Annotated in this window: 21 protein-coding genes and 1 tRNA gene; 11 read left to right on the forward strand and 11 right to left on the reverse strand. The window is 57.9% G+C overall.

All coding sequences use genetic code 11. The features are described from left to right. Nucleotides 1-17 precede the first annotated feature (17 nt). Together BOA8489_RS15465 and BOA8489_RS15470 are read left to right on the forward strand one after the other, a co-directional pair. Complete coding sequence (locus BOA8489_RS15465) at nucleotides 18-626, forward strand: SCO family protein (RefSeq protein ID WP_093975206.1); 609 nt, start codon at nucleotides 18-20, stop codon at nucleotides 624-626. A 60-nt stretch (nucleotides 627-686) separates the two neighbouring features. Next, nucleotides 687-1,241 (forward strand): ActR/PrrA/RegA family redox response regulator transcription factor, encoded by a 555-nt coding sequence (locus BOA8489_RS15470; protein ID WP_093975207.1) that lies wholly within the window; start codon nucleotides 687-689, stop codon nucleotides 1,239-1,241. A gap of 1 nt (nucleotide 1,242) precedes the next feature. Here BOA8489_RS15470 and BOA8489_RS15475 read toward each other — a convergent pair whose 3' ends face one another. Beyond that, complete coding sequence (locus tag BOA8489_RS15475; RefSeq protein WP_093975208.1) at nucleotides 1,243-1,845, reverse strand: HD domain-containing protein; 603 nt, start codon at nucleotides 1,843-1,845, stop codon at nucleotides 1,243-1,245. 233 nt (nucleotides 1,846-2,078) lie between these two features. Between BOA8489_RS15475 and BOA8489_RS15480 the strand changes: the two genes are divergently transcribed. The 4 genes from BOA8489_RS15480 (at nucleotide 2,079) to BOA8489_RS15495 (ending at nucleotide 5,223) form a co-directional block, all read left to right on the forward strand. Continuing rightward, nucleotides 2,079-2,387, forward strand: a complete 309-nt coding sequence (locus BOA8489_RS15480; RefSeq protein WP_093975209.1) for a hypothetical protein — start codon at nucleotides 2,079-2,081, stop codon at nucleotides 2,385-2,387. Between the two features lie 65 nt (nucleotides 2,388-2,452). Continuing rightward, a complete protein-coding gene (gene ahcY / locus BOA8489_RS15485; RefSeq protein WP_093975210.1) occupies nucleotides 2,453-3,844 on the forward strand; it encodes an adenosylhomocysteinase in 1,392 nt (463 codons plus the stop codon). 77 nt (nucleotides 3,845-3,921) lie between these two features. Beyond that, complete coding sequence (locus tag BOA8489_RS15490) at nucleotides 3,922-4,587, forward strand: extensin-like domain-containing protein (protein WP_176440333.1); 666 nt, start codon at nucleotides 3,922-3,924, stop codon at nucleotides 4,585-4,587. A gap of 57 nt (nucleotides 4,588-4,644) precedes the next feature. Continuing rightward, nucleotides 4,645-5,223 (forward strand): class I SAM-dependent methyltransferase, encoded by a 579-nt coding sequence (locus BOA8489_RS15495; RefSeq protein WP_093975212.1) that lies wholly within the window; start codon nucleotides 4,645-4,647, stop codon nucleotides 5,221-5,223. A gap of 2 nt (nucleotides 5,224-5,225) precedes the next feature. On the opposite strand, the gene BOA8489_RS15500 is transcribed toward BOA8489_RS15495, so the two are convergent. The 4 genes from BOA8489_RS15500 to tsaD all read right to left on the reverse strand — a co-directional run bounded on the left by BOA8489_RS15500 (nucleotide 5,226) and on the right by tsaD (nucleotide 8,157). After that, entirely contained in the window at nucleotides 5,226-5,609 is a 384-nt protein-coding gene (locus tag BOA8489_RS15500; RefSeq protein ID WP_093975213.1) for a DUF1761 domain-containing protein, read from the reverse strand. Nucleotides 5,610-5,693: 84 nt separating this feature from the next. Continuing rightward, nucleotides 5,694-6,107, reverse strand: a complete 414-nt coding sequence (locus BOA8489_RS15505) for an EVE domain-containing protein (RefSeq protein WP_093975214.1) — start codon at nucleotides 6,105-6,107, stop codon at nucleotides 5,694-5,696. Between the two features lie 5 nt (nucleotides 6,108-6,112). Beyond that, nucleotides 6,113-7,075: an NAD(P)H-dependent glycerol-3-phosphate dehydrogenase gene (locus tag BOA8489_RS15510; RefSeq protein WP_093975215.1), complete on the reverse strand. Its 963-nt coding sequence runs from the start codon at nucleotides 7,073-7,075 to the stop codon at nucleotides 6,113-6,115. Further along, nucleotides 7,072-8,157: a tRNA (adenosine(37)-N6)-threonylcarbamoyltransferase complex transferase subunit TsaD gene (gene tsaD, locus BOA8489_RS15515; protein ID WP_093975216.1), complete on the reverse strand. Its 1,086-nt coding sequence runs from the start codon at nucleotides 8,155-8,157 to the stop codon at nucleotides 7,072-7,074. Before tsaD ends, BOA8489_RS15510 begins: the two co-directional genes overlap by 4 nt. Before the next feature lie 71 nt (nucleotides 8,158-8,228). Between tsaD and BOA8489_RS15520 the strand changes: the two genes are divergently transcribed. The 4 genes from BOA8489_RS15520 (at nucleotide 8,229) to BOA8489_RS15535 (ending at nucleotide 12,086) form a co-directional block, all read left to right on the forward strand. Continuing rightward, entirely contained in the window at nucleotides 8,229-8,918 is a 690-nt protein-coding gene (locus tag BOA8489_RS15520) for a uroporphyrinogen-III synthase (protein ID WP_093975217.1), read from the forward strand. A gap of 45 nt (nucleotides 8,919-8,963) precedes the next feature. After that, nucleotides 8,964-10,268 (forward strand): mitofilin family membrane protein, encoded by a 1,305-nt coding sequence (locus BOA8489_RS15525; RefSeq protein ID WP_093975218.1) that lies wholly within the window; start codon nucleotides 8,964-8,966, stop codon nucleotides 10,266-10,268. 15 nt (nucleotides 10,269-10,283) lie between these two features. After that, a complete protein-coding gene (locus BOA8489_RS15530; RefSeq protein WP_093975219.1) occupies nucleotides 10,284-11,840 on the forward strand; it encodes a heme biosynthesis protein HemY in 1,557 nt (518 codons plus the stop codon). Nucleotides 11,841-12,010: 170 nt separating this feature from the next. Continuing rightward, a tRNA-Thr gene (locus BOA8489_RS15535) sits at nucleotides 12,011-12,086 on the forward strand. Nucleotides 12,087-12,274: 188 nt separating this feature from the next. Here BOA8489_RS15535 and BOA8489_RS15540 read toward each other — a convergent pair. Genes BOA8489_RS15540 through BOA8489_RS15565 form a run of 6 tightly spaced genes read right to left on the reverse strand, consistent with a single transcriptional unit; the run spans nucleotide 12,275 to nucleotide 18,607 of the window. Continuing rightward, nucleotides 12,275-13,318 (reverse strand): LacI family DNA-binding transcriptional regulator, encoded by a 1,044-nt coding sequence (locus tag BOA8489_RS15540; protein WP_093975256.1) that lies wholly within the window; start codon nucleotides 13,316-13,318, stop codon nucleotides 12,275-12,277. Between the two features lie 43 nt (nucleotides 13,319-13,361). Then, on the reverse strand, nucleotides 13,362-14,240 hold the full coding sequence (locus BOA8489_RS15545) for a MurR/RpiR family transcriptional regulator (protein WP_093975220.1): 879 nt from the start codon (nucleotides 14,238-14,240) through the stop codon (nucleotides 13,362-13,364). A gap of 32 nt (nucleotides 14,241-14,272) precedes the next feature. Further along, nucleotides 14,273-15,391 carry a Gfo/Idh/MocA family protein gene (locus BOA8489_RS15550; protein WP_093975221.1) on the reverse strand — a complete coding sequence of 373 codons (1,119 nt, stop codon included), beginning with the start codon at nucleotides 15,389-15,391 and terminating at the stop codon, nucleotides 14,273-14,275. Further along, complete coding sequence (locus BOA8489_RS15555; RefSeq protein WP_093975222.1) at nucleotides 15,388-16,356, reverse strand: hydroxyacid dehydrogenase; 969 nt, start codon at nucleotides 16,354-16,356, stop codon at nucleotides 15,388-15,390. The genes BOA8489_RS15550 and BOA8489_RS15555 overlap by 4 nt, the downstream gene beginning before the upstream one ends. Continuing rightward, entirely contained in the window at nucleotides 16,356-17,168 is an 813-nt protein-coding gene (locus tag BOA8489_RS15560) for an HpcH/HpaI aldolase family protein (protein ID WP_245813900.1), read from the reverse strand. Before BOA8489_RS15560 ends, BOA8489_RS15555 begins: the two co-directional genes overlap by 1 nt. 8 nt (nucleotides 17,169-17,176) lie before the next feature. Beyond that, nucleotides 17,177-18,607 carry an NAD-dependent succinate-semialdehyde dehydrogenase gene (locus tag BOA8489_RS15565; RefSeq protein WP_093975223.1) on the reverse strand — a complete coding sequence of 477 codons (1,431 nt, stop codon included), beginning with the start codon at nucleotides 18,605-18,607 and terminating at the stop codon, nucleotides 17,177-17,179. Between the two features lie 171 nt (nucleotides 18,608-18,778). Between BOA8489_RS15565 and iolD the strand changes: the two genes are divergently transcribed. After that, on the forward strand, nucleotides 18,779-20,638 hold the full coding sequence (iolD, locus tag BOA8489_RS15570) for a 3D-(3,5/4)-trihydroxycyclohexane-1,2-dione acylhydrolase (decyclizing) (protein WP_093975224.1): 1,860 nt from the start codon (nucleotides 18,779-18,781) through the stop codon (nucleotides 20,636-20,638). Nucleotides 20,639-20,640: the final 2 nt, after the last annotated feature.

Below are 20,640 nucleotides of genomic sequence, written 5' to 3' on the forward strand. Positions count from 1 at the left end.
CCCTAGGAGTTAATCAGATGAATCGAGTGTATGTTGGTGCAACGTCGGCGGTGTTGGCCGTTTTGATTGGCGGTGCGGCGCTTTGGACCACGCTTCGAGAAGAAAGCACCTGCGGCGGCAATGCGATAGCGGGTGGAAATGTTGCGATTGGTGGGCCGCTTGAATTGTTGAACGGGACGGGCGAGCTTGTGACAGATCGGGACGTGATTGACGGGCCGACGCTGGTCTACTTCGGATACACATTCTGCCCGGACGTTTGCCCCTTTGATGTGGCGCGCAATGTGATCGCCGTCGATATGCTTGAAGAACAGGGTTTGGATGTCACCCCTGTTTTCATCTCGATTGATCCCGAGCGCGATACTCCGGAGGTTGTCGCGCAATATGCCGAGGACATGCATCCGAAGATGATCGCCCTGACCGGGAGTCCCGAACAGGTCAAGGCGGCGAGTCAGGCTTACAAAACCTATTACGCGCGTGGGACGGGCGAGGGTGAATTCTACCTGATGGATCACTCGACGTTCACTTATCTGATGTTCCCGGAAACCGGTCTTGCCTCGTATTTCGGGCGTGATGTGTCTCCGGAGGAGATGGCCGAGGAGGCAGCCTGTCATATCGCGGCAAGTTGAGCGCGTTGACGGTGCGTGGTGGGCGTCCTACGTTCGCCTTAGGCGGGGCAGGAGGACGACATGGTCGATCAACCACTTAAAGGAATTGGCGCGGACAAATCGCTTTTGATCGTGGACGATGATGAGCCGTTCCTGCGGCGATTGGCTCGGGCAATGGAAAAGCGTGGTTTCGAGGTTGAAACGGCGGAAACCGTGGCTGCCGGGACCGCAATCGCGACTGCGCGTCCGCCCGCCTATGCGGTTGTCGATTTGCGGCTCGGGGATGGCAACGGATTAGATGTCGTCGAGCGTATCCGCGAGCGGCGCGAGGATAGCCGTGTTGTTGTACTGACAGGGTATGGCGCGATTGCGACCGCAGTGGCTGCAGTGAAGATCGGCGCGACGGATTACCTTTCGAAGCCAGCGGACGCGAATGATGTGACGGCTGCCTTGTTGGCGACCGATGATGAATTGCCGCCGCCGCCGGAAAACCCGATGAGCGCGGATCGTGTGCGCTGGGAGCATATTCAACGGGTTTATGAGCTTTGCGACCGCAACGTCAGCGAAACGGCGCGTCGCCTGAGCATGCATCGTCGAACGCTTCAGCGGATACTGGCCAAGCGGTCGCCGCGATAGGCTATAGCCCGTCGAGCAAGGACTTGTGGCGCGCGACATAGGCTTCGCGGACTTCGACGGGTGGGCGCAGAACGATTTTCAGGCCTTGGGCAACTTCGTCGTCTGGCGTTCCGAAAAGCTTGTTTGCTTCAGTCAGAGTGAAGCCGGCAAGTTGGACAGCTTCAAGCCATGCCGAGATTTTATCGGCTTGCTTGATCTTTTTCTTCACCCATGCCGGGATCGTGGCGGGCAATCCAAAGCGAATGTGAACGGCTGCCGCAAGGCGGTCGTCCAGTTCTCCATAACCCGGCCCAACAGCGGCTTTGACTGGCGAAATCATGTCTCCGATCACGTATTCCGGCGCGTCGTGCAAAAGCGCAGCAAGACGCCATTTTGCAGGAGCCTCCGGGTGAATTCGGGCAAAGATCTCTTCGACTAGAAGTGAATGTTCGGCAACGGAATAGGCGAAATCACCTTTTGTCTGACCATTCCACCGGGCGACGAAGGCCAGGCCGTGGGCGATATCTTCTATTTCGATATCGACGGGCGTCGGGTCCAGCAGATCGAGGCGTCGTCCTGAGAGCATCCTTTGCCAGGCGCGCGGGGGAGTTTTCTTTGCGGGCATAGGGTGGATGTGCTGCAAGTTTGGCTGGGGCGTCAAGGCGTTCCGGCATGGAAATACCTAAATTCAGATCCGCTTTCGGGCACAATTTGCGCCTATCGAAAAAATTGAGAAGTTAAAATGCCCGATAAAAAGGGCGGCTTCGGTTATCAATTGGAAACAATCAACACCGTATCAGTGATCGAACGACCGGGAGGAGACACAGGCAAGCGCGGCCAAAGCCGCAGAAAGGAGACATGATGCAACGCATCTTGATTAGCCTGACTCTTGTGGCAGCATTTCTGCCAACGACGATCCAAGCCCAGACTGCCTGCGCACAGCGGGAGATGGTGGTGGAAAAACTGGAAGGCCGCTATGGCGAGGTTTTTGCCGGCGGTGGACTGCAGAATTCTTCGTCTGTTTTTGAGGTTTGGTTTTCCGAAGAAAAGGGAACCTGGACGATACTCATGACACGACCAAATGGTGTTTCCTGCATTATGGCTTCGGGAACGAACTGGCGTGACGCCGGTCCGAACTTAAAGACGCCTGCAGGTATAAAAAGCTGACGTTGGTTGCCGGGCGGGTGACCCGGTGCTATCTGGCCCGTTAAATACAGTAAGGAGCGGGTCTGATGGCCAACGACTACATAGTAAAAGACATTAAGCTTGCGGAGTTTGGCCGTAAGGAATTGGATATTGCCGAGACGGAAATGCCCGGCTTGATGGCGCTTCGCGAAGAGTTCGGCGAAAGCAAGCCATTGAAAGGCGCGCGGATTGTCGGGTCATTGCACATGACCATTCAAACCGCCGTTCTGATTGAGACACTTGTCGAGCTTGGCGCGGATGTGCGCTGGGCGTCGTGCAACATCTTTTCGACGCAAGACCACGCGGCTGCCGCGATTGCCGCAGGCGGAACGCCGGTTTTTGCGATCAAGGGCCAAAGCTTGGTCGAACACTGGGATTATCTCGACAAGTCATTCATGTTCGAGGACGGACCGAACCTGATACTTGATGATGGCGGTGACGCTACGCTTTACATCTTGCTTGGCTCACGGGTTGAGAACGGTGAGGAGAACCTCATTTCCATCGCGAAATCCGAAGAAGAAGAGGCGATTTTTGCGCAGATCAGGAAGCGGATGGCACAAAGCCCAGGCTGGTTCACCAAAATGCGCGGGCAGATCAAAGGCGTTTCCGAGGAGACAACCACGGGCGTTCACCGTCTTTACGAATTGGTCAAGCAGGGCCAGCTCCCTTTCCCGGCGATCAATGTGAATGACAGCGTCACCAAGTCGAAATTCGACAACAAGTACGGCTGCAAGGAATCGCTGGTGGACGGTATTCGCCGCGCCACGGATACGATGATGGCCGGCAAAGTGGCTGTGGTCATGGGCTATGGCGACGTTGGCAAGGGCTCTGCGGCATCGCTGCGTGGAGCAGGGGCGCGCGTCAAGGTGACCGAGGTCGATCCAATCTGTGCGCTTCAGGCCGCCATGGATGGATATGAAGTCACGCTTCTTGAAGATGAGGTGGCCAAGGCAGATATCTTCATCACGACTACTGGCAACAAGGACGTCATTCGCATCGAGCATATGCGCGAGATGAAAGACATGGCGATTGTCGGGAATATCGGCCACTTCGACAATGAAATTCAGGTGGCGAACCTGAAGAACCACAAGTGGACGAACATCAAGGAACAGGTCGATATGATCGAGATGCCGTCAGGCAATCGTATCATTCTTCTGTCGGAAGGGCGTTTGTTGAACCTCGGAAATGCGACCGGGCACCCGTCTTTTGTGATGTCGGCAAGCTTTACCAATCAGGTCCTTGCGCAGATCGAGCTTTGGACGCGCGGTGATAAGTACGACAACACCGTGCATATTCTGCCAAAGCATCTGGATGAGAAAGTCGCGCGACTTCACCTTGCCCGGATCGGGGCGAAGCTGACCGAACTAAAGCCGGAACAGGCGGAATATATCGGCGTTGCGCCGACTGGGCCGTTCAAACCCGAGCACTACCGCTACTGAGTTGAAGGGCGCCCGCTGGGCGCCCTTTGCATTTGATGCGTATTCCATTCTTTTCAGCTTTTCTCACGGCGAGCGTATTGATAGGCGCGCTCTCCGTTGTTGCTGTCACGCATCCGGACACGCCATTGCCGCGGGCGTGGAACCCGACCGTTCCCTTGAAAGTATCAGCTCCGTACTCTGCGCTGACACTGTGGAAGGCCTCGGTTGCGGAACGGAGTTTGGCGACCTGTCTTGCCGCGCTGGACACGCCCAGTGTTGTGCCACTGGAGCCATTTCGAGAAAGCGACAGCTGCGGAATTGAAGACCGGGTCCGTATAGACGGGGTTGGGAGCGCTGAGTTGGCGGCGGTTGAAACGGATTGTGCCATCGCCTTGCGGCTTGCACTTTGGGAGCGGCACGACCTTCAGACGCTGGCCCGTGTTACGGTTGGAACGACGGTTTCCCAGATACGGCATTTCTCCAGCTATGCGTGTCGCGGCATTCGGACGCCAGAGGGAGAGGGGCGGCGGATGTCTTTGCATGCCATGGGCCGGGCAATAGATATATCGGGGTTTGGGTTTAGTGACGGGCGGACACTGGCCGTTTCGGATGACTGGAAGGGCGATCCGATTGCGCAGGCCTTTCTGAGGGGCGCGTGGAAGTCGGCCTGCCGATGGTTCGGTGGTGTGCTTTGCCCGGATTACAACGCGCTTCACGAGGATCATTTTCACCTTCAGGTGCCGGGCCGTGGCTTTTGCAGGTGAGGCCATTGTCTCGGGCAAAGTCTCGGTGCAAGAACGGTCGATGTGGAGTTTCCTGCCATGAGCCGACGCGAAGCTGTACGACTGAAACTGCTGTCGAAAATGCCGAAAGGTGGCGTTGCTGCCGAAATAGGCGTTTGGAACGGCGGATTCAGCGCGCTCATTCTGGAGCAGACCGAGCCCAGCAAACTGCATCTGATCGACCCGTGGCTGTATCAGCCGGATTTTCGCAACACCGCCTTTGGTCGGCCGCGTAACGAAACGCGCATGGACGAGATGTATGAAGAGGTGGCGGCGAAGTTTCTGGACGAGCCAAGGGTCGACTTGCATCGTGGGCTTTCACAGGAAGTTCTGGCCACATTTCCCGACGATTATTTCGATTGGGTCTATATTGACGGAAACCACAATGCGCCGTTCATTGATCGGGATGTGGCGCTTGCATTCCGCAAGGTGAAGCCCGGCGGCATCATAAGTGGGGACGACTATCTCTGGACCACCGAGGATGAGCGCCCGGTAAGATCTGCCGTCACGCGATTTCGGGAAGCCTTTGAGGTGGGTCCCGATTTCCGTCTGTTTGGTCAACAGTGGATGGTCCGGTTGCCGGGCGAAAAGCCCGATGCCCTTGACTTCGAAGTCTAGTTTTAGAGAAGCGTCAGGACTGCGCCCATCAGCGCCATGCCCACGGTTGGATAGACGCCGTCCATCCAGATCAGTTCACGGTCTCGCTGTGAGAACATGACGTTGGTCGCAATCCACGGAGCCGCGACGAAGAGACCAAGACCGAGACCGGTGAGCAACCCTTTTCCGACCGTATCCACGCCCGATGTCACAAGGACATGCCGGGTCATTCCCGCGACGAGGAGCGTACAAAGAAAGCTGACGATATAGGGGGCCGGATTGCTGCGGTTGACGGTTTCTTCGGTCAGACCCGAGGCTGCCATCCACTGCTTGCCAATGATGCCATACCAGACGGCGCCGAAGATCCACGCGGCGACCGCGGCCGCAATGACGCTGAGAAGTCCCATTTCTCTTGCCTCCCTTGGGTGAGTTTTAGGAAGAGTATCCGGTTTTTTCCCGATTCCGCCTAGTCTTTATTGCCGTGTGTCGTTTCAGAGGCCGCCGAGCGCAATAATCGTCCGCCACTCGGAGTCCTGAACCGGTTGCACCGAGAGGCGGGAATTCTTGACGAGAACCATTTCGGACAGGCGTTCATCGGATTTGATCTGATCAAGGTGGACGGGTTTTGGCAGGGCTTTGACGGCTTTGATGTCGACGCATTCCCAGCGGTCGTCATCGGTAGTGCTGTCGGGGTGAGCCTCGGCGATGATTTCGACGATGCCGACGATCTCGCGGTCTTTTTGCGAATGGTAGAAGAAGCCCAGATCGCCGATCTTCATGTCACGCATGAAGTTGCGCGCCTGGTAGTTTCGCACGCCGTCCCATTCTTCGCCGGCGTCGCCTTTGGCAACTTGCTGGTCCCAGCTCCATGTGGAGGTTTCGGATTTGAAGAGCCAGTAACGCATCGCGGTTACTCCTGTTTGACGGGTCGCGCGAGAAGGGTGCCGACAGCGTCGTGAACGTCGATTTTTCCGGTTGTGACGGCGTGGATCGCGGTTGTGAGCGGCATGTCGAGCTGGTGCAATTCTGCCTCGATTGCCAGCGCTTCGGCGGTCGCGATGCCTTCGGTGGTGGATGTCATATCGGGCGTTTCGCCGCGACCGAACGCGACGCCAGCCGAGAAATTCCGCGATTTTTCGGATGTGCAGGTCAGGACGAGATCACCGAGGCCCGAGAGGCCTTGCAGGGTTTCGGGTTGCGCACCTTTCGCCATGGAGTAGCGGGTCATTTCGGCGAAGCCCCGGGCGATGACGGCAGCGCGGGCGCTGTCTCCGAAGCCGGCGCCGATCGCCATTCCGGCGGCCAGAGCAATGACGTTCTTCAGCGCGCCGCCGAGCTCCGCGCCGATCGTATCGGTGGTTCGATAGAGCCTCAGGGCAGGGCGGGACAGGGCATTCTGGAGGGCCAGCCCTTCTGAATCGGTTGGTGCGGCGAGTGTCAGGGCGGTGGGCAGTCCCTTGGCGATGTCGGCGGCAAAACTGGGGCCGGTGAGGAGGGCAGCGTCGGCAGAGGGTGCTCCGCCTTTCACAGTGGCGAACGGGCCAAGGCCGGTCTGGCGGTCAATGCCTTTGCAGCAGGCGACGAGAGTACGCTGTGACCAGTCCGGCGCAGCTTGAAGGAAGTTGGCGAGCGATTGCATCGGAACCGCGAGAAGGAGTGTTGGGGATTGAATCTGTGTCAGGTCGTGTTCGACAGACAGTGTTTTGGGCAGGTTATGGCCGGGCAGGCGGGGTGGAGAAGTGCGCGTATTGCGCATGTTTTCGGCGACTTCGGGGTTTCGGCACCAAAGCGTTACCGCAGCGCCATTGAGCGACAGGGCCATAGCGAGGGATGTGCCGAAGGCTCCGGCGCCGAGGATAGCGATTTCACTCATGCTTTGGCCCCTTTCTTGCCGGATCCGAGCATGGCCGGACTGGTGGCGTCAAGCGGCCATCTGGGGCGGGCGACAAGTGGGGTGAGGCCGGGATGCTGGATGGCGTCAAGTTCGAGGCCTGCCCAGGCGATCATCGCGGCGTTGTCGGTGCATAGTGAAAGTGGCGGGGCGGTGAAGGCAACGCCTGCGCTGTCGGACGCGATTTGCAGGGCTTTGCGGATTTGCTCGTTTGCGGCGACCCCGCCTGCGACCGCGAGGGTCGGTTGCGAAGGGTTGAGATCAAGGTAGTCATTTAGGGCGCGACTCGCCTTCGCAGCCAGAACGTCAGAAACAGCAGATTGGAAGCCCGCGCAGAGGTCAGCGCGATTTTGTCGGGTGATCCCGCCCTGTGCATCCACGAGCTTGTCGCGCTCTCGCAGCACCGCGGTTTTCAGGCCGGAAAAGCTCATGTCGCAGTCCGGGCGGTTCAAAAGCGGGCGTGGCAAGGCAAAGGCAGAAGGATCACCGGTTTTCGCTTCGGCTTCGACTGACGGGCCTCCGGGTTGGGGCAGGCCGAGCAGGCGCGCGACCTTATCGAAAGCTTCGCCTGGCGCGTCGTCGATGGTGCCGCCAAGGCGGGTAAAGCTGTCGGGGCCTTTTACGATGAGGAACTGGCAGTGACCGCCGGACACCAGAAGCATCAGGTAGGGGAAGGGCAAGTCATCGGTGAGCCGAGGGGTCAAAGCATGACCGGCGAGGTGGTTCACGCCAATAAGGGGCTTGCCTGATCCCGCGGCCAGACCGCGGGCCATCATGACGCCGGAAATGACACCCCCGATCAGGCCTGGTCCGGACGTAACGGCAATTGCATCAATATCGCTGAGCGATTTCCTGGCTTCGGCCAGTGCCCTGGCGATGGTAAAGTCCAACTTTTCGGCGTGGGCACGTGCTGCGATTTCGGGGACGACACCTCCGAAAGCGGCGTGAAGGTCTGTCTGCCCGGCGACCACGTTTGACAGAATGGTTCTGTCGTTTTGCACTACAGCCGCCGCCGTATCGTCGCAGCTGGATTCAATTCCGAGGATGGTTCGCTTGGCTGTCATCTGAGTTGTCTTGCGTGAGCGTCGCTCGGCAGGTAACACCGGGAAGCCTATCGCACAAGCAACGGTCCCAAATGGACGACGCGTCGCCTACCCTTTTGCTGACACGCCCGGACGCGCAGTCGCGTGAGTTTCTTGCCGAGTGCGAGGAAATAGTTGGCAGACGGATCCCAGTTGTCATCGCGCCCGCGATGAAGATCGTCGATGTCGGGGATATTCCGGACCTTGATCGGTTTGAGACGATCATCGCGACATCGTCCCACGCGGTTCGCAGGCTTGGTGCGGAAGGTGCGTTGCGCGGGCGGAAGGTTTTCGCGGTGGGTGAGGGGACGGCCGGGCTTGCACGCGAGTTTGGCGCCAAAGCCGAGGCGCTGGGGCAGGATGGCGCGGAATTTCTGGAGAACTGCGAAGCAATCGAGGGGCCGTGTCTTTACGTGCGGGGCGCGCATGTGCGCGTGGATTTGGCGTCGGCGCTGGTGGGCCGGGGCGTCGCTTGCGAGGATGCTGTGGTTTACGATCAGTTGGCGCAGCCCTTGGGGTGTGCGGCGGACGCATTGCTGGCGGGCGCTTTACCGGTGATCGCTCCGGTGTTTTCTGCACGGACCGCTGAATTATTAGGCAGAACGACGGACATTCGGGCGCCTTTGACGATGATTGCCATGAGTCCTGCGGTGGCGGCGGCCTGGAACGGTGCCGGGGACATTCGGATCGTGGCTGAGCCGACCTCAAGCGCTATGTCAAAGGCCGTGGCGGCGTGCTTCTGAGGCGTTTGCTTGTTGTCCTCTGCGTGGCGGACTAAGCTTGAAGGAGTGAAGAAATCGCGCCCGGATCAATGGGTGAATGATTGGGAGTTATCGACTTTGGCCAACGGTAAAAATTCGTCCAAGGTGTCAAAAGGCAAGGACAATTCACCTCAGGAGGTTGAGCCGGAGGAGGAAATATCTGTCGACGAAAACGCGTCTGACGAGTCCGAATCGCCGGATGAGGCTGGAACTGGCATCGATGAAGACGATGCGCCGGCGCCGTCAGATGTTGAGAGCGGCGATGAGCCTATTGAAGAAGCCGAAGCGATTGCCGAAGATAGCGAGCTTCTGGATGCCTTGAATGAAACTCAAGAGGGCACGGATGCACAACAGCCGGTGGTGAGTGAGCCTCGGCCCGCTGCGCCCGTGGAAAAGGGGCCTTCGACTTTTGGGCTGGTGTTCGGTGGTTTGCTTGCAGGTGCGATTGGTTTTCTGGTGGCGACCTTTGCCGTTCCAGAGGGCTGGCCGAACCCGCCTGCCGATCCGAATGAAGCGATGCAGGCCGTACTTGAAAGCCAGGCGGTGCAGATTGAGGCATTGGGCGTTCAGATTGCGGGGCTTGCGGGCACTTCAAGTGAGGTGGATTTGAGCTCTGTTCAGGATGATATTGCGGGTCTTTCGGATAGATTCGATGCTTTGTCTGCACGTATTGAAGCCATTGAGAACGCGCCTGCGCCAGCGATCGTGACGACCCCTGCTCCGAATTTGGATTTCGACGCCGAGATGGAAGCCTTTCGCGCCGAACTTGAAGCAGCGGCGGCGGCTGCGCGCGCAGAAGTCGAGGCTGCGCAAGCGCGCGCGTCCCAGATCGAAGCCGAAGCGGAGGCTGCCGCGGAAGTCGCGATGCAGCGCGCTGCCTTGGCTGAAGTTTCCGCCGCATTGGAAAGCGGCGCGACGTTCTCTGAGGCTTTGACGATATTGCCTGATGCGCCGGAAGCTCTGACCTCGGTGGCGGCTGAAGGTGTGCCCACATTGGCAGCTTTGCGGTCGGCGTTTCCCGATGCCGCGCGGAACGCATTGCGAGCTGTCCACGATGTACCTGCGGATGCCAGCGCGACCGACCGGCTGGCTGCGTTCTTGAGAAAGCAGACGAATGCCCGGTCCCTGTCGCCGCGCGAGGGCGATGATCCGGATGCCGTTCTGTCACGTGCAGAAGCGGCTTTGAATGGCGGAGATCTGAGTTCGGCTTTGTCCGAGCTTTCTGGCTTGCCCGATGGGGCGATATCGTCGCTGGCCGACTGGATCGGGCAGGCTGAAACGCGTGCGGCCGCAACCGCAGCGGCGCAGTCTCTAAGCAATGAATTAAACTGAGGAAGGCACATTTGAATGGTCTGGTCTTTACTGAGAATCTTCCTCTTTGTTGCGCTGGTCGGCGCAGCGGCCTGGGGCGCTGGAATGCTTTTGGAGGCCGAAGGCGGCGTCCGGGTGTCGATCGCCGATACGGAATTTACGCTGGGCGCGTTGGAGTCGGTGATCGCGCTTGTGGTGCTGGTTTTCCTGACCTGGGTGGCATTCAAGCTAGTCGGGTTGGTCGTGGCTTTTCTGAAGTTCTTGAACGGCGATGAGACGGCACTTACCCGGTATTTTGCGCGCAATCGTGAGCGGAAGGGATATGACGCTCTTGCGGAGGGCATGATGGCTGTCGCGTCGGGCGACGGGCGTTTGGCTTTGACGAAGGCCTCGAAGGCCGAGCGGTATCTGAAACGGCCGGACTTGACGACTTTGCTGACCGCTCAGGCGGCAGAGATGACGGGTGACCGAGCGAAGGCCGAGGAGGCGTACAAGAAGCTGCTGCAGGACGACCGGACCCGGTTTGTCGGTGTGCGCGGTATCATGCGGCAAAAGTTGTTGGATGGAGACACGGATACGGCGCTGAAGCTTGCCGAGCGTGCCTTTGCGTTGAAGCCGAAGCATGAGGAAACACAGGATATTCTGCTGGGTTTGCAGGCCAGTCAGCATGACTGGTCTGGCGCGCGCAAAACGCTGAGCGCGAAGCTTAAGCACGGAGCATTGCCGCGCGACGTGCATCGCCGCCGGGACGCAGTGCTGGCATTGGGAGAAGTCCGTGACATCGTGGAAGAGAGTGCGTCGATAGAGGCGCGGGAGAAAGCGATTGCGGCAAACAAGATGTCGCCAGATCTGGTGCCTGCGGCTGTGATGGCATCTGACAGTTATGTTGCTGAAGGCAAACCCAAATATGCGACGCGCGTGATCCGTAAGGCGTGGGAGGTTGCTCCGCATCCTGATCTTGCGGCGGCTTTCGCACGAATTGTCCCGGATGAAAGCCCCGGAAAGCGCATTTTGCGTTTCGGTGTCTTGACGAATATGCACCGCGATCACCCGGAGACGCGCCTGTTGCAGTCAGAACTGCAGATCGCGGCTGAGGATTTTCCAGCGGCGCGCAAGGCGTTGGGGGACTTGGTCGAGACCGACCCGACTGCGCGGACCTTGACGATCATGGCTGCGATCGAGCGTGGTTCGGGTGCTGACGATGCGGTCGTCAAGGGTTGGTTGGCGCGTGCACTGACCGCGCGGCGTGATCCGCAGTGGGTTTGCGAGAAGTGTCAGACGGTGCATGGTGTCTGGTCACCGATTTGCGATAACTGCGATGGTTTCGACACGCTGGCCTGGAAGCGGCCTCCGGAAGGGTCCTCGTCGATGCTGACAGGTGCCGAAATGCTGCCGCTTATTGTCGGCCAGATCGAATCGGCTGCCTCGAAGGACGAGGTCGAGGATGCAGAAACGATTGATATTGTGCCGGAGGACTCGGACGCAGGCACCAGCGAAAGCGAGACTGACAAGCCAACGGCTAACGCTGACGCTCCGCCCGCTGATTACGCGCTCGATGAGGGCGACGCGGAGAAGAAAAAAGACGCGACTTAGCTCTATCCTTCGGCGCGAAAGGTTGCTAAACGCCGCGCCGGAAAGCCTCAATAGCTCAGCTGGTAGAGCAGGTCCTTCGTAATTAGCGGGTCCCCGCGAGAATGACTTGCAAAACCAACGGGTTCGCGGCAAGTGAGAAGAATTAGTAGGGCCATAGTAGGGCCCGCGATGCCTCAATAGCTCAGCTGGTAGAGCAGGTCCTTCGTAAGGACAAGGTCGGGGGTTCGAGTCCCTCTTGAGGCACCACTTTCCATAAAATTCAATCGCTTAGCGTTGCGAAACGCGTGTTGGCGATGTGGAATGACGCATTGGCCAACAAAAGAGGAATCTTGTTGCTGCTGCAGCATTGGCGCGAAAGCTGCCATTCGCTCGTTGTAAGCCAATGTCTCAGTTGCGGACAAAAGAGACCTTCCCTTTACGGACTTCAATGTCTGCTAACCCGCTTGATCTTTCGGCCTTTGCTCGGGGATGTTTTCCGGGGTTAAGACCTGAACAGCGGAGACCGGAACATCCATGGGTTCGGTTAACAGTCGGTGATAAGAAAGGAATGCGTCAAACGTGTATTTTATGTCTGACTGCAAATCATGGTGCAGGATAAAATCAAGCCTCTGATGTAGGATAAGGTCTCGATTTTCTTGATCGAGATCGTGGGCCACAAATACGCTGGGCCTAAGTGCGTTATGCTCAAGAGTGTCAAGGATCAATCGATTGCTAGCTCCAATCGAATACACGGCGCATAGATCAGGTTTGGCAGCCAAAACATTTGTCATCACTCGAGACATTTCGGAAACCGAGCCGCTCCCAGCTTGCAGTTTTACAGTGCGCAGCTGCGGGCTTCGGTCTGCCAGTGCCGTGAGAAATGCGGTCTCACGCTGGTATTCACCTAGAGATCGCTCATGACTGCTGGTGAGCACGACCGTCCCTGCGCTATCCTTGACTGTCTTGGAAATCAGGTACGCAGCAGTGCGTCCTGCTCCCTCGTTGTCCAGCCCCCGGTAACACAGCCGCTTGGTCCCAGGAATGTCCTTTACGAGTGTCGCCACCGGAATTCTAGCTTCAGAAAGCGTGTTCACAGCTTCCCTAATCTTAGGGGTATCCCAGGCCTTGAGGCAGACCCCGTTGCTGCCCCGCCGCAAGATGCGTTTCAGTGTGAAGACAACCTCCTCCTCTTTCATGACTTTTTGTTGAAAAAATCGAATACGGCATATCGTTGTACCGATTTCTGGCAAGACGGCTTCTGCCGCTGTCTTCACCTCATGATTGAAATGGTCTGGCCCCTCCACGACGAAATCAAAGAACAGGCGCCTGCTTCGGGCTGGGAGCTGGGCTTCTTTTGCCGTTAGCTCTTCAATTGCAGCCGTCACACGTAGCCTTGTCTGTGGGCTCACATGCTCCCGATTGTTCAGGACCCGATCGACGGTGGCTAGTCCCAACCCGGCTTGTCTAGCAATCTCTTTTATTGGGAAGCGATGAGTCATTCGACAAGTTGACCGCAATGGACCCCAACGGTGATGGCGTTTTTCACTTTTTTGAGCCTGTCACTGAAGGAATACTGGGCACGCTTGGGGTGTTTTGCACGCGCGCGGCAACAGCCAAAGCGATGGCCTGTGCCAAGCAAATAGGTGCGGTCACGGATCGCGACAACGGTCCGGGATGTTCATGAGCCGCAAGGAGGACATGTGCTGACTTGGCCAAGGGCGACAGTGTGCTGTCTGACAGGGCAACGATTTTCCGCTCTTGCGCTGCGACCTCTTCGACAATCGACACCACTTCGTTTGCATAAAACCTGAATGAGACAGCCAGCAGCGCATCTTTTGGCCCTATGGTACGCGCGATATGCGTGGCAAGGCCACCGCTGGGATCAAGCATGACGCATTTCTTGCCGGCCATCGTTAGAAGGTAGCGAATTAATTCGACCACTGGTGCAGATCGCAATTGACCCAACAAGAACACCGTTTCTGCATCGCTCAAAATCTCGGCGGCTTTGGCCAGATCATTGGCGTCAATCTCATCAAGCAGGCTTTGCACGGAGGCGGCATCGCTGACGACCATATCCCGCAACAACTCCGCCTCGGAGAGATCTTCGCGCGATTTCAGTTCCCGTTTGAGCGCATGGACCCGCGCCTCAAATCCCGGGGCAGCTGTGGCAAGGCGTTGCTGAAACAACGCCTGCAGGCTTTTGAATCCATCATAGCCCAGCAACTGTGCGAACCGCACAAAGCTGGATGCGTGAATACCACAACTTTGCGCGATCGCACTCACCGAACGGACCGCCACATCGTTGGGGTTTTGAGTCAGAAATACCGCGATCTGGCGATGTGTTTTGCTCATGTCGTCGTGACGATCATGGATCAAACGGATCAGGTTTTCATAGTCCTGAGGGGGCGGCGATTGCGTCATTTGAGAATGTCCCGGCGATCAGATCATGGCGGTCATACGACAACCCAGTTTTCGGAAACCGAGGACTTTTGGATGCTTTCAACAAGATGCTGAATTCGCAGGCCCTCTCGGAATGAAAATGGCTCGGGGCCATGTCCGGCTATTGCCAGCATATAGCCAGCGACTTCGATGGCCTTCAGATCGTTGAACCCGATTTGATGGCCTGGAGCCACACAAAAATTGCCGTAGGGTGCATGGTCCGGAGCGGCTTCGATTCGGCGAAAACCGTGACGACCAGGCGCGTCTTCGGTCGAATAGAAATGCAGTTCATTCAGGCGTTCGCCCGAAAAGACAAGCGCGCCCCTGGAGCCGTAGACCTCGAAGTCGTGCTGCATCTTGCGTCCCGTGGCGATCCAGTTGCCTTCGATTGATCCACTGACACCACTTTCAAACCGCAGGAAGGCGCGCCCTATGTCGTCAACCTCGATGGCGCGGCGTCCGCCCTTGCCATCAGGACGCTCAGAAATGGCTGTCACGCGATCCCCCATCACTTTGGCAATCGGCCCGAGCAGAAATTCTGCTGTCGCCAATGCATGACTGCCAAGATCCGCCAGTGCACCGCCGCCCGCAGGGTCATGGCGGAAGGTATAAGGACCATCCGCGTCCACCATGTAGTCTTCGGCATGCACCCCGCGATAGCTTCGGATTTCACCCAACTCGCCACCCACGATCATTTCGCGCGCAAGTTTTAGCATCGGGTTGCAGATGTAGTTAAAGCCGAGTTGTGTCTTGACGCCTGCAGCCTCGGCTGCCTCGGCCATTTCGGCTGCGTCTGCAGCCATTGGGGCAAGTGGTTTTTCACAATAGACATGCTTGCCTGCGGCTATGGCCTCCAGGGCCATCTCTTTGTGAAGCGCATTGGGCGCCGTGATGTCGATCACGTCGATTTCGGGGTTGGCCAACATCGAGCGCCAGTCAGATGTGGCATAGCGGAACCCAAATTCATGGGCTGCGCGGGCTGCGGCCTCGTCGTTGATATCGGCAACCGTGTGCAGATCAATCTGCATTGGCAGGTCAAAGACCTTCTGCGCTGTGGCAAAGCCGAACACATGGGCCTTGCCCATGAAACCAGAGCCAATCAGCCCGATTGAGAGTTTGGGTTTTTCAATCATGTCAGCGCATCTTTGTTTACGAGTAGATCCGGGTCAATTGTGCCGTCAAGGACGGCCAATGCATTGTCAATGCACGACAAGGCCATGCGTTCGCTTGCCTCTTCCGTCAGCCCCGCGATATGGGGCGACAGAATGACATTGTCATGATCCGCCAGCACCATGCCGCCGGTCGGCGGCTCGACATCGAACACATCCAGCCCCGCCGCATGGACACGCCCATCGGACAAGGCGGCGGCCAGTGCGGTTTCGCAAAGCACGCCACCACGCGCGGTATTGGCGATGATCATGCCCGGCTTCATTTGGGAGAATGCGACGGCATCGAGCAGCGGCTTGTCCCCGCGCGGCACATGCAGCGACAAACAATCCGCCCACGCCAAAGCGTCGTCCAGCGTTTCGATCGGTTTGACCGGGCCTTCAGGCCAGCGTGTCGATTGCAGATAGGGGTCATAGGCGCGGACTTCCATATCAAAGCCCACCGCCATCCGCGCCAATTTTTGCCCGGCGCGCCCAAAGCCGATGATCAGCAGGTTCCGACCTGAAATTTCCCTTTGTTCCAACCGGTTGCGCCATCCCCATTTGGTCGGGTCGCGCACTGCATGGTCTGCGCGGATCGCCTGTTTGGCACCCGCCAACAATTGCATCATCGCCTGTTCCGCAACCGAGACCGAGTTCACGTCACCAACAATCGCCAGTGGAATGCCTCGCGCATTTAACGCTGCCACATCTACCGCATCGTAGCCTACGCCATGGCGCGAGACGACTTTCAGGTGTTCGGCACGGGCGATGGTCGCCGCAGACAGCGGCTGTGTTCGGACGACCAGCGCATCTGCCGTTACTATGTGATCGGCGTAGCTCGGCTCGTTGATCTCTTCAATATAGGTGACGGTGACGCCTTCAGCCTTCAGTGCTTCAAGTCGTGCGACGCCTGTTGGATGCAATTTCCCAGCAACAAGTAGATGCGTCATCAATACATCCCCTCGTCGCCATCCGTGTCGCCATCACGACCATTAAGCTCGCGCCACACTGCAACAGAGGCCCCGGCAGCCCCGGCGAGCAGACGGGTATCTCCACCAACGGTCGTCAGGTTGTATCCCCAGCCAATTGCCTGCGCTGCATAGTCCGTGGAACCACAATGCAGGCAGGCGGCAATTCCATTCGCCTTGCAGGCCTCTGTGATCTGTTTAATCAGGGCAATCATCTCGGGCTCCTGACGATCAAACCCTGGTGGCAGGCGTCCTTTCTGGGTGCCAAGTGTCAGGTCTGCGGGACCAACATAGATCCCGTCCAGCCCCGGCGTCGCAGCGATCTCGTCCAGGTTTTCCATGCCTTCGGCGGTTTCGATCATGGCTAACGCCAGCACTTCGCCGTTTGCGGCCACGCCATAGCCCGGCATCGCCACCGCCGCGCGGGTTGGGCCAAAGCTGCGTTGCCCAAGGGGCGGATAACGCATGTAGGACACGAATTCCTCAGCCTCGGTGCGGTTATTGATCATCGGGCAGATAATCCCCATGGCGCCTGCATCCAGCATCTTCATGATGTAGCCCGGATCGAGCCAGGGTACCCGCGCCATCAAAGTAGCACCCGAAGAACGCATCGCCTGAAACATCGGCAGGGCGTCGCCGTAGTCCAGCGCACCGTGCTGGATGTCGATTGTCACGCTGTCATAGCCCTGCGCGGCCATTATTTCAGCCGTTAATGGGTTCCCAATGGAGCACCAGCCGTTCATGGCGGGCTTGCCTGCGGCCCAAAGTTGCTTGAGCTTGTTCTTTTGCATCATGTGGTCCTTCAAAATACGATTTGAGACAGCTTTGTCTCGAGATAGTCCTCAATACCTTCGGTGCCGCCCTCACGACCAAGGCCGGAATAATTAGTGCCGCCAAAGGGGGCCTCGCTTGCGGCCAGCGCAAAGGAATTGATCCCGACCATGCCAGCTTTCAGAGTTGCCGTAGCAAGGCGTGCACGCTCCGGGCTGCGGGTAAATGCATAGGCTGACAGCCCCATGGTCGAGGCATTCGCGCGCGCCAGAACCTCGTCTACGTCGGAAAAACGGCTGATTGCCGCAATAGGACCAAAGTTCTCCTTGGCAAAGACACGCATATCATCCGTGACATTGCTGAGCACGGTCGGTTCATAGAAGTGGCCCGCGTTGAACTCTGGGGCAGGCTTTCCGCCGGCTTCCAGTTTGGCGCCGGCTGCGACGGCATCTTGTACGATTGCGTCCACTTCGGTCATGCGACCAGCGTTGATCAACGGACCCATTTCGCTGGCATCGTCCAACCCGTCGCCAAGCTTCAAGGCGGCGGCGCGTTTGGCGAATTCTGATACAAACCTGTCATACAGGCTGTCGTGCACAAAAAAACGGTCGGGTGTTACACAGACCTGCCCCGCATTGCCGAATTTAGATGGCACACAGACGTCCAGCGTTGCGTCAAGGTCGGCATCGTCGAAGACAATGCAAGGCGCATTGCCACCCAACTCCATTGAAACTTTCTTTACCGTCTCGGCCGCGTCACGGATCATTTGCTGCCCAACGCGCGTTGATCCGGTCAGGGACACCTTGCGTACGCGCGGGTCAGCCATGATCGGGTTGTAGGTGTCGGCAGTCGACCCGACGACAAGGTTCACCGCACCATCCGGCAGGTCACCCGCGCGGATGCAATCAACCATCACCATCGCGACGCCCGGCGTCTGCGAGGAAGGGCGCAGGACAACCGGGCAGCCTGCGGCAAGCGCCGGGGCAATCTTACGTGCCGGAAGAGAAGCCGGAAAGTTCCACGCTGTGAAGGCACCGACGATGCCGACTGCCTCTTTCGTAATCTCAAATCGGCCGCCCGGCACTCGGCTTTCGACGACACGGCCATAAATGCGGCGCGCCTCTTCAGCATACCAGCGAAACTGATCAATCGAGAGCACCCATTCTCGTCCGGATTGAACCAGCGGCTTGCCTGTCTCGGCTGAGATCATGCGCGCGGCTTCGTTGCTGCGCGCAGACATTTCATCTGCAATCCGGTGCAATGCGTCAGCGCGGGCAAAGCCTCCCATCTCGCGCAGGGGTGTCAGCGCACTGGCGGCGGCATCAATAGCCGCGGCGGTATCGGCGGCCGTGGCCGTAGCCACATCGCCAAGCGGGGTTTCTGTCACGGGGCTCATGACGGTTGCGGCTGTCGTGCCGCGTTCCCAGTTACCTGCGATGAAGAGGCCGAATTCCTGATACATTAGTTTTCCTCGCTGATGGTTGTCTGACCTGAGTAGTCAATGACTATGCAAAGCCAGGCAAAGCGATTCCATGCATGACTCCTCTCAAAAGAATTTCCGCAATACTTGTTGCAAAATGTTGCCTCCGTCAATAATCATTGCGGAATAAGGTTAGATTCTTGGAGGAGCGACATGGCCGGAGATACAATCAGGTTGACCGTTGGGCAGGCGTTGGTGCGCTACCTTACCAATCAATATACTGATATTGATGGCGCGCGCGCGCCACTTTTTGCGGGTGTCTTTGGCATTTTCGGCCACGGTAATGTGACGTGTCTATCCGAGGCGCTTGAGCAAGTGCAGGACGTTCTACCGACCTGGCGTGGCCAGAACGAACAATCGATGGCGCTGGCTGCAATCGGCTTTGGTAAGGCTAAGCTGCGCCGCCAGATTATGATCGCGACGACGTCCGTTGGGCCCGGTGCCACCAATATGGTGACTGCCGCGGGTGTGGCGCATGCGAACCGGCTGCCAGTTTTGTTGATCTCGGGTGACACTTATAACAACCGTCTTCCCGATCCGGTTCTGCAGCAAGTCGAACACTTTGGTGAGCCATCCGTCACGGTTAACGATAGTTTCCGTGCTGTATCTCGCTATTGGGACAGGATCACGCATCCTACACAGATCATTTCCTCTCTTCCGCAGGCGATCGCAACGATGCTTGACCCTGCCGACTGCGGTCCTGCGTTCATAGGTCTGCCACAGGATATTCAGGAAGTCGCCTACGATTATCCGGTTGAATTTTTTGAGGAAACGCTTTGGACTATTCCGCGCGCGCGGCCTGATCGCGATCAGGTTGCAGCGGCATCAGAGCTTTTGAAAACTGCAAAGAAACCACTGATCATCTCTGGCGGCGGCGTGCGCTATTCCGGCGCAGCGGAGGCGTTGGCCGATTTTGCCAAGGCGCGTGGCATCCCAATGGCTGAAACCATCGCAGGAAAAGGGGCGGTGATGCATGATCACCCCGTCTATGTCGGACCACTTGGCATTGAAGGCACAGACGCGGCCAAGGAACTGGCCGAAGGTGCTGATGTCGTAGTTGCCGTTGGCACGCGGCTACAGGACTTCACCACCGGGTCGTGGACAACATTCAATCGCGACACCCAGTTTATCAACATTAATGCGGCCCGTTTCGATGCACGCAAGCATCGGTCTCTACCAGTTGTTGGTGACGCGCTGGAAAGCCTGTCCGACCTCGATGCGGCCATCGGCGACTGGGCCTGTGATCCTGCACACATGACACAGGCGCAGGCGCTTTATGCAAATTGGAATATCATGCTGGATGCAGGCCAAGCGCCCACAGATGCGCCTGTTCCGAGCTATGCGCAGGTCATTGCTGTGGTGAACAAGGTCGCGACGGAAAAGGACACGATGGTCACGGCCGCTGGCGGCCTACCGGGCGAAACGGTTAAGAACTGGCGCGTGAAAGCGCCCAACACGTTTGACTGCGAGTTCGGGTTTTCCTGCATGGGTTATGAGATCGCCGGTGCTTGGGGTCATGCCATGGCCAAGGATGGCGATGGTGTCCCCATCGTCATGGTCGGCGACGGGTCTTATATGCTGATGAATTCGGACATCTATTCGTCGGTGTTGTCCGGGCACAAGATGATCGTCGTTGTCTGCGACAATGGCGGTTTTGGCGTCATCAACCGCTTGCAAACCGGCATGGGCGTGCCGGGTTTCAATAACCTGCTAAAGGACTCGCGGGTTCTGAACAAGAACAACCCGCTGCACGTAGACTTTGCCAAGCATGCAGAATCCATGGGTGCTCTGTCGTGCCACTGCGACAGCCTCGCTGGTCTTGAGGCGGCGATGGAATGGGCCCAGACCACGGACCGCACCACGGTTATCAGCATCGATTCCGATGCCTACGCTTGGACCCCCGGTGGGGCCGACTGGTACGTGGGCGTCCCTGAAATCAACGAACGTGAAAGCGTCCGCGAAGCTCGCAAGGGTCAGGAAGCCTTCCGCGCCAAACAACGTCACGGGGTTTGATT

It is taken from the genome of Boseongicola aestuarii (genome assembly GCF_900184815.1).
Classification (GTDB): domain Bacteria; phylum Pseudomonadota; class Alphaproteobacteria; order Rhodobacterales; family Rhodobacteraceae; genus Boseongicola; species Boseongicola aestuarii.

What these genes read in the sequence shown, in the direction of transcription:
- BOA8489_RS15465 (WP_093975206.1), top strand. Translation starts at nt 18, where the DNA reads ATGAATCGAGTGTATGTTGGTGCAACGTCGGCGGTGTTGGCCGTTTTG.
- BOA8489_RS15470 (WP_093975207.1), top strand. Translation starts at nt 687, where the DNA reads ATGGTCGATCAACCACTTAAAGGAATTGGCGCGGACAAATCGCTTTTG.
- BOA8489_RS15475 (WP_093975208.1), bottom strand. Translation starts at nt 1,845, where the DNA reads ATGCCCGCAAAGAAAACTCCCCCGCGCGCCTGGCAAAGGATGCTCTCA.
- BOA8489_RS15480 (WP_093975209.1), top strand. Translation starts at nt 2,079, where the DNA reads ATGATGCAACGCATCTTGATTAGCCTGACTCTTGTGGCAGCATTTCTG.
- ahcY (WP_093975210.1), top strand. Translation starts at nt 2,453, where the DNA reads ATGGCCAACGACTACATAGTAAAAGACATTAAGCTTGCGGAGTTTGGC.
- BOA8489_RS15495 (WP_093975212.1), top strand. Translation starts at nt 4,645, where the DNA reads ATGAGCCGACGCGAAGCTGTACGACTGAAACTGCTGTCGAAAATGCCG.
- BOA8489_RS15500 (WP_093975213.1), bottom strand. Translation starts at nt 5,609, where the DNA reads ATGGGACTTCTCAGCGTCATTGCGGCCGCGGTCGCCGCGTGGATCTTC.
- BOA8489_RS15505 (WP_093975214.1), bottom strand. Translation starts at nt 6,107, where the DNA reads ATGCGTTACTGGCTCTTCAAATCCGAAACCTCCACATGGAGCTGGGAC.
- BOA8489_RS15510 (WP_093975215.1), bottom strand. Translation starts at nt 7,075, where the DNA reads ATGAGTGAAATCGCTATCCTCGGCGCCGGAGCCTTCGGCACATCCCTC.
- tsaD (WP_093975216.1), bottom strand. Translation starts at nt 8,157, where the DNA reads ATGACAGCCAAGCGAACCATCCTCGGAATTGAATCCAGCTGCGACGAT.
- BOA8489_RS15520 (WP_093975217.1), top strand. Translation starts at nt 8,229, where the DNA reads ATGGACGACGCGTCGCCTACCCTTTTGCTGACACGCCCGGACGCGCAG.
- BOA8489_RS15530 (WP_093975219.1), top strand. Translation starts at nt 10,284, where the DNA reads ATGGTCTGGTCTTTACTGAGAATCTTCCTCTTTGTTGCGCTGGTCGGC.
- BOA8489_RS15540 (WP_093975256.1), bottom strand. Translation starts at nt 13,318, where the DNA reads ATGACTCATCGCTTCCCAATAAAAGAGATTGCTAGACAAGCCGGGTTG.
- BOA8489_RS15545 (WP_093975220.1), bottom strand. Translation starts at nt 14,240, where the DNA reads ATGACGCAATCGCCGCCCCCTCAGGACTATGAAAACCTGATCCGTTTG.
- BOA8489_RS15550 (WP_093975221.1), bottom strand. Translation starts at nt 15,391, where the DNA reads ATGATTGAAAAACCCAAACTCTCAATCGGGCTGATTGGCTCTGGTTTC.
- BOA8489_RS15555 (WP_093975222.1), bottom strand. Translation starts at nt 16,356, where the DNA reads ATGACGCATCTACTTGTTGCTGGGAAATTGCATCCAACAGGCGTCGCA.
- BOA8489_RS15560 (WP_245813900.1), bottom strand. Translation starts at nt 17,168, where the DNA reads ATGATGCAAAAGAACAAGCTCAAGCAACTTTGGGCCGCAGGCAAGCCC.
- BOA8489_RS15565 (WP_093975223.1), bottom strand. Translation starts at nt 18,607, where the DNA reads ATGTATCAGGAATTCGGCCTCTTCATCGCAGGTAACTGGGAACGCGGC.
- iolD (WP_093975224.1), top strand. Translation starts at nt 18,779, where the DNA reads ATGGCCGGAGATACAATCAGGTTGACCGTTGGGCAGGCGTTGGTGCGC.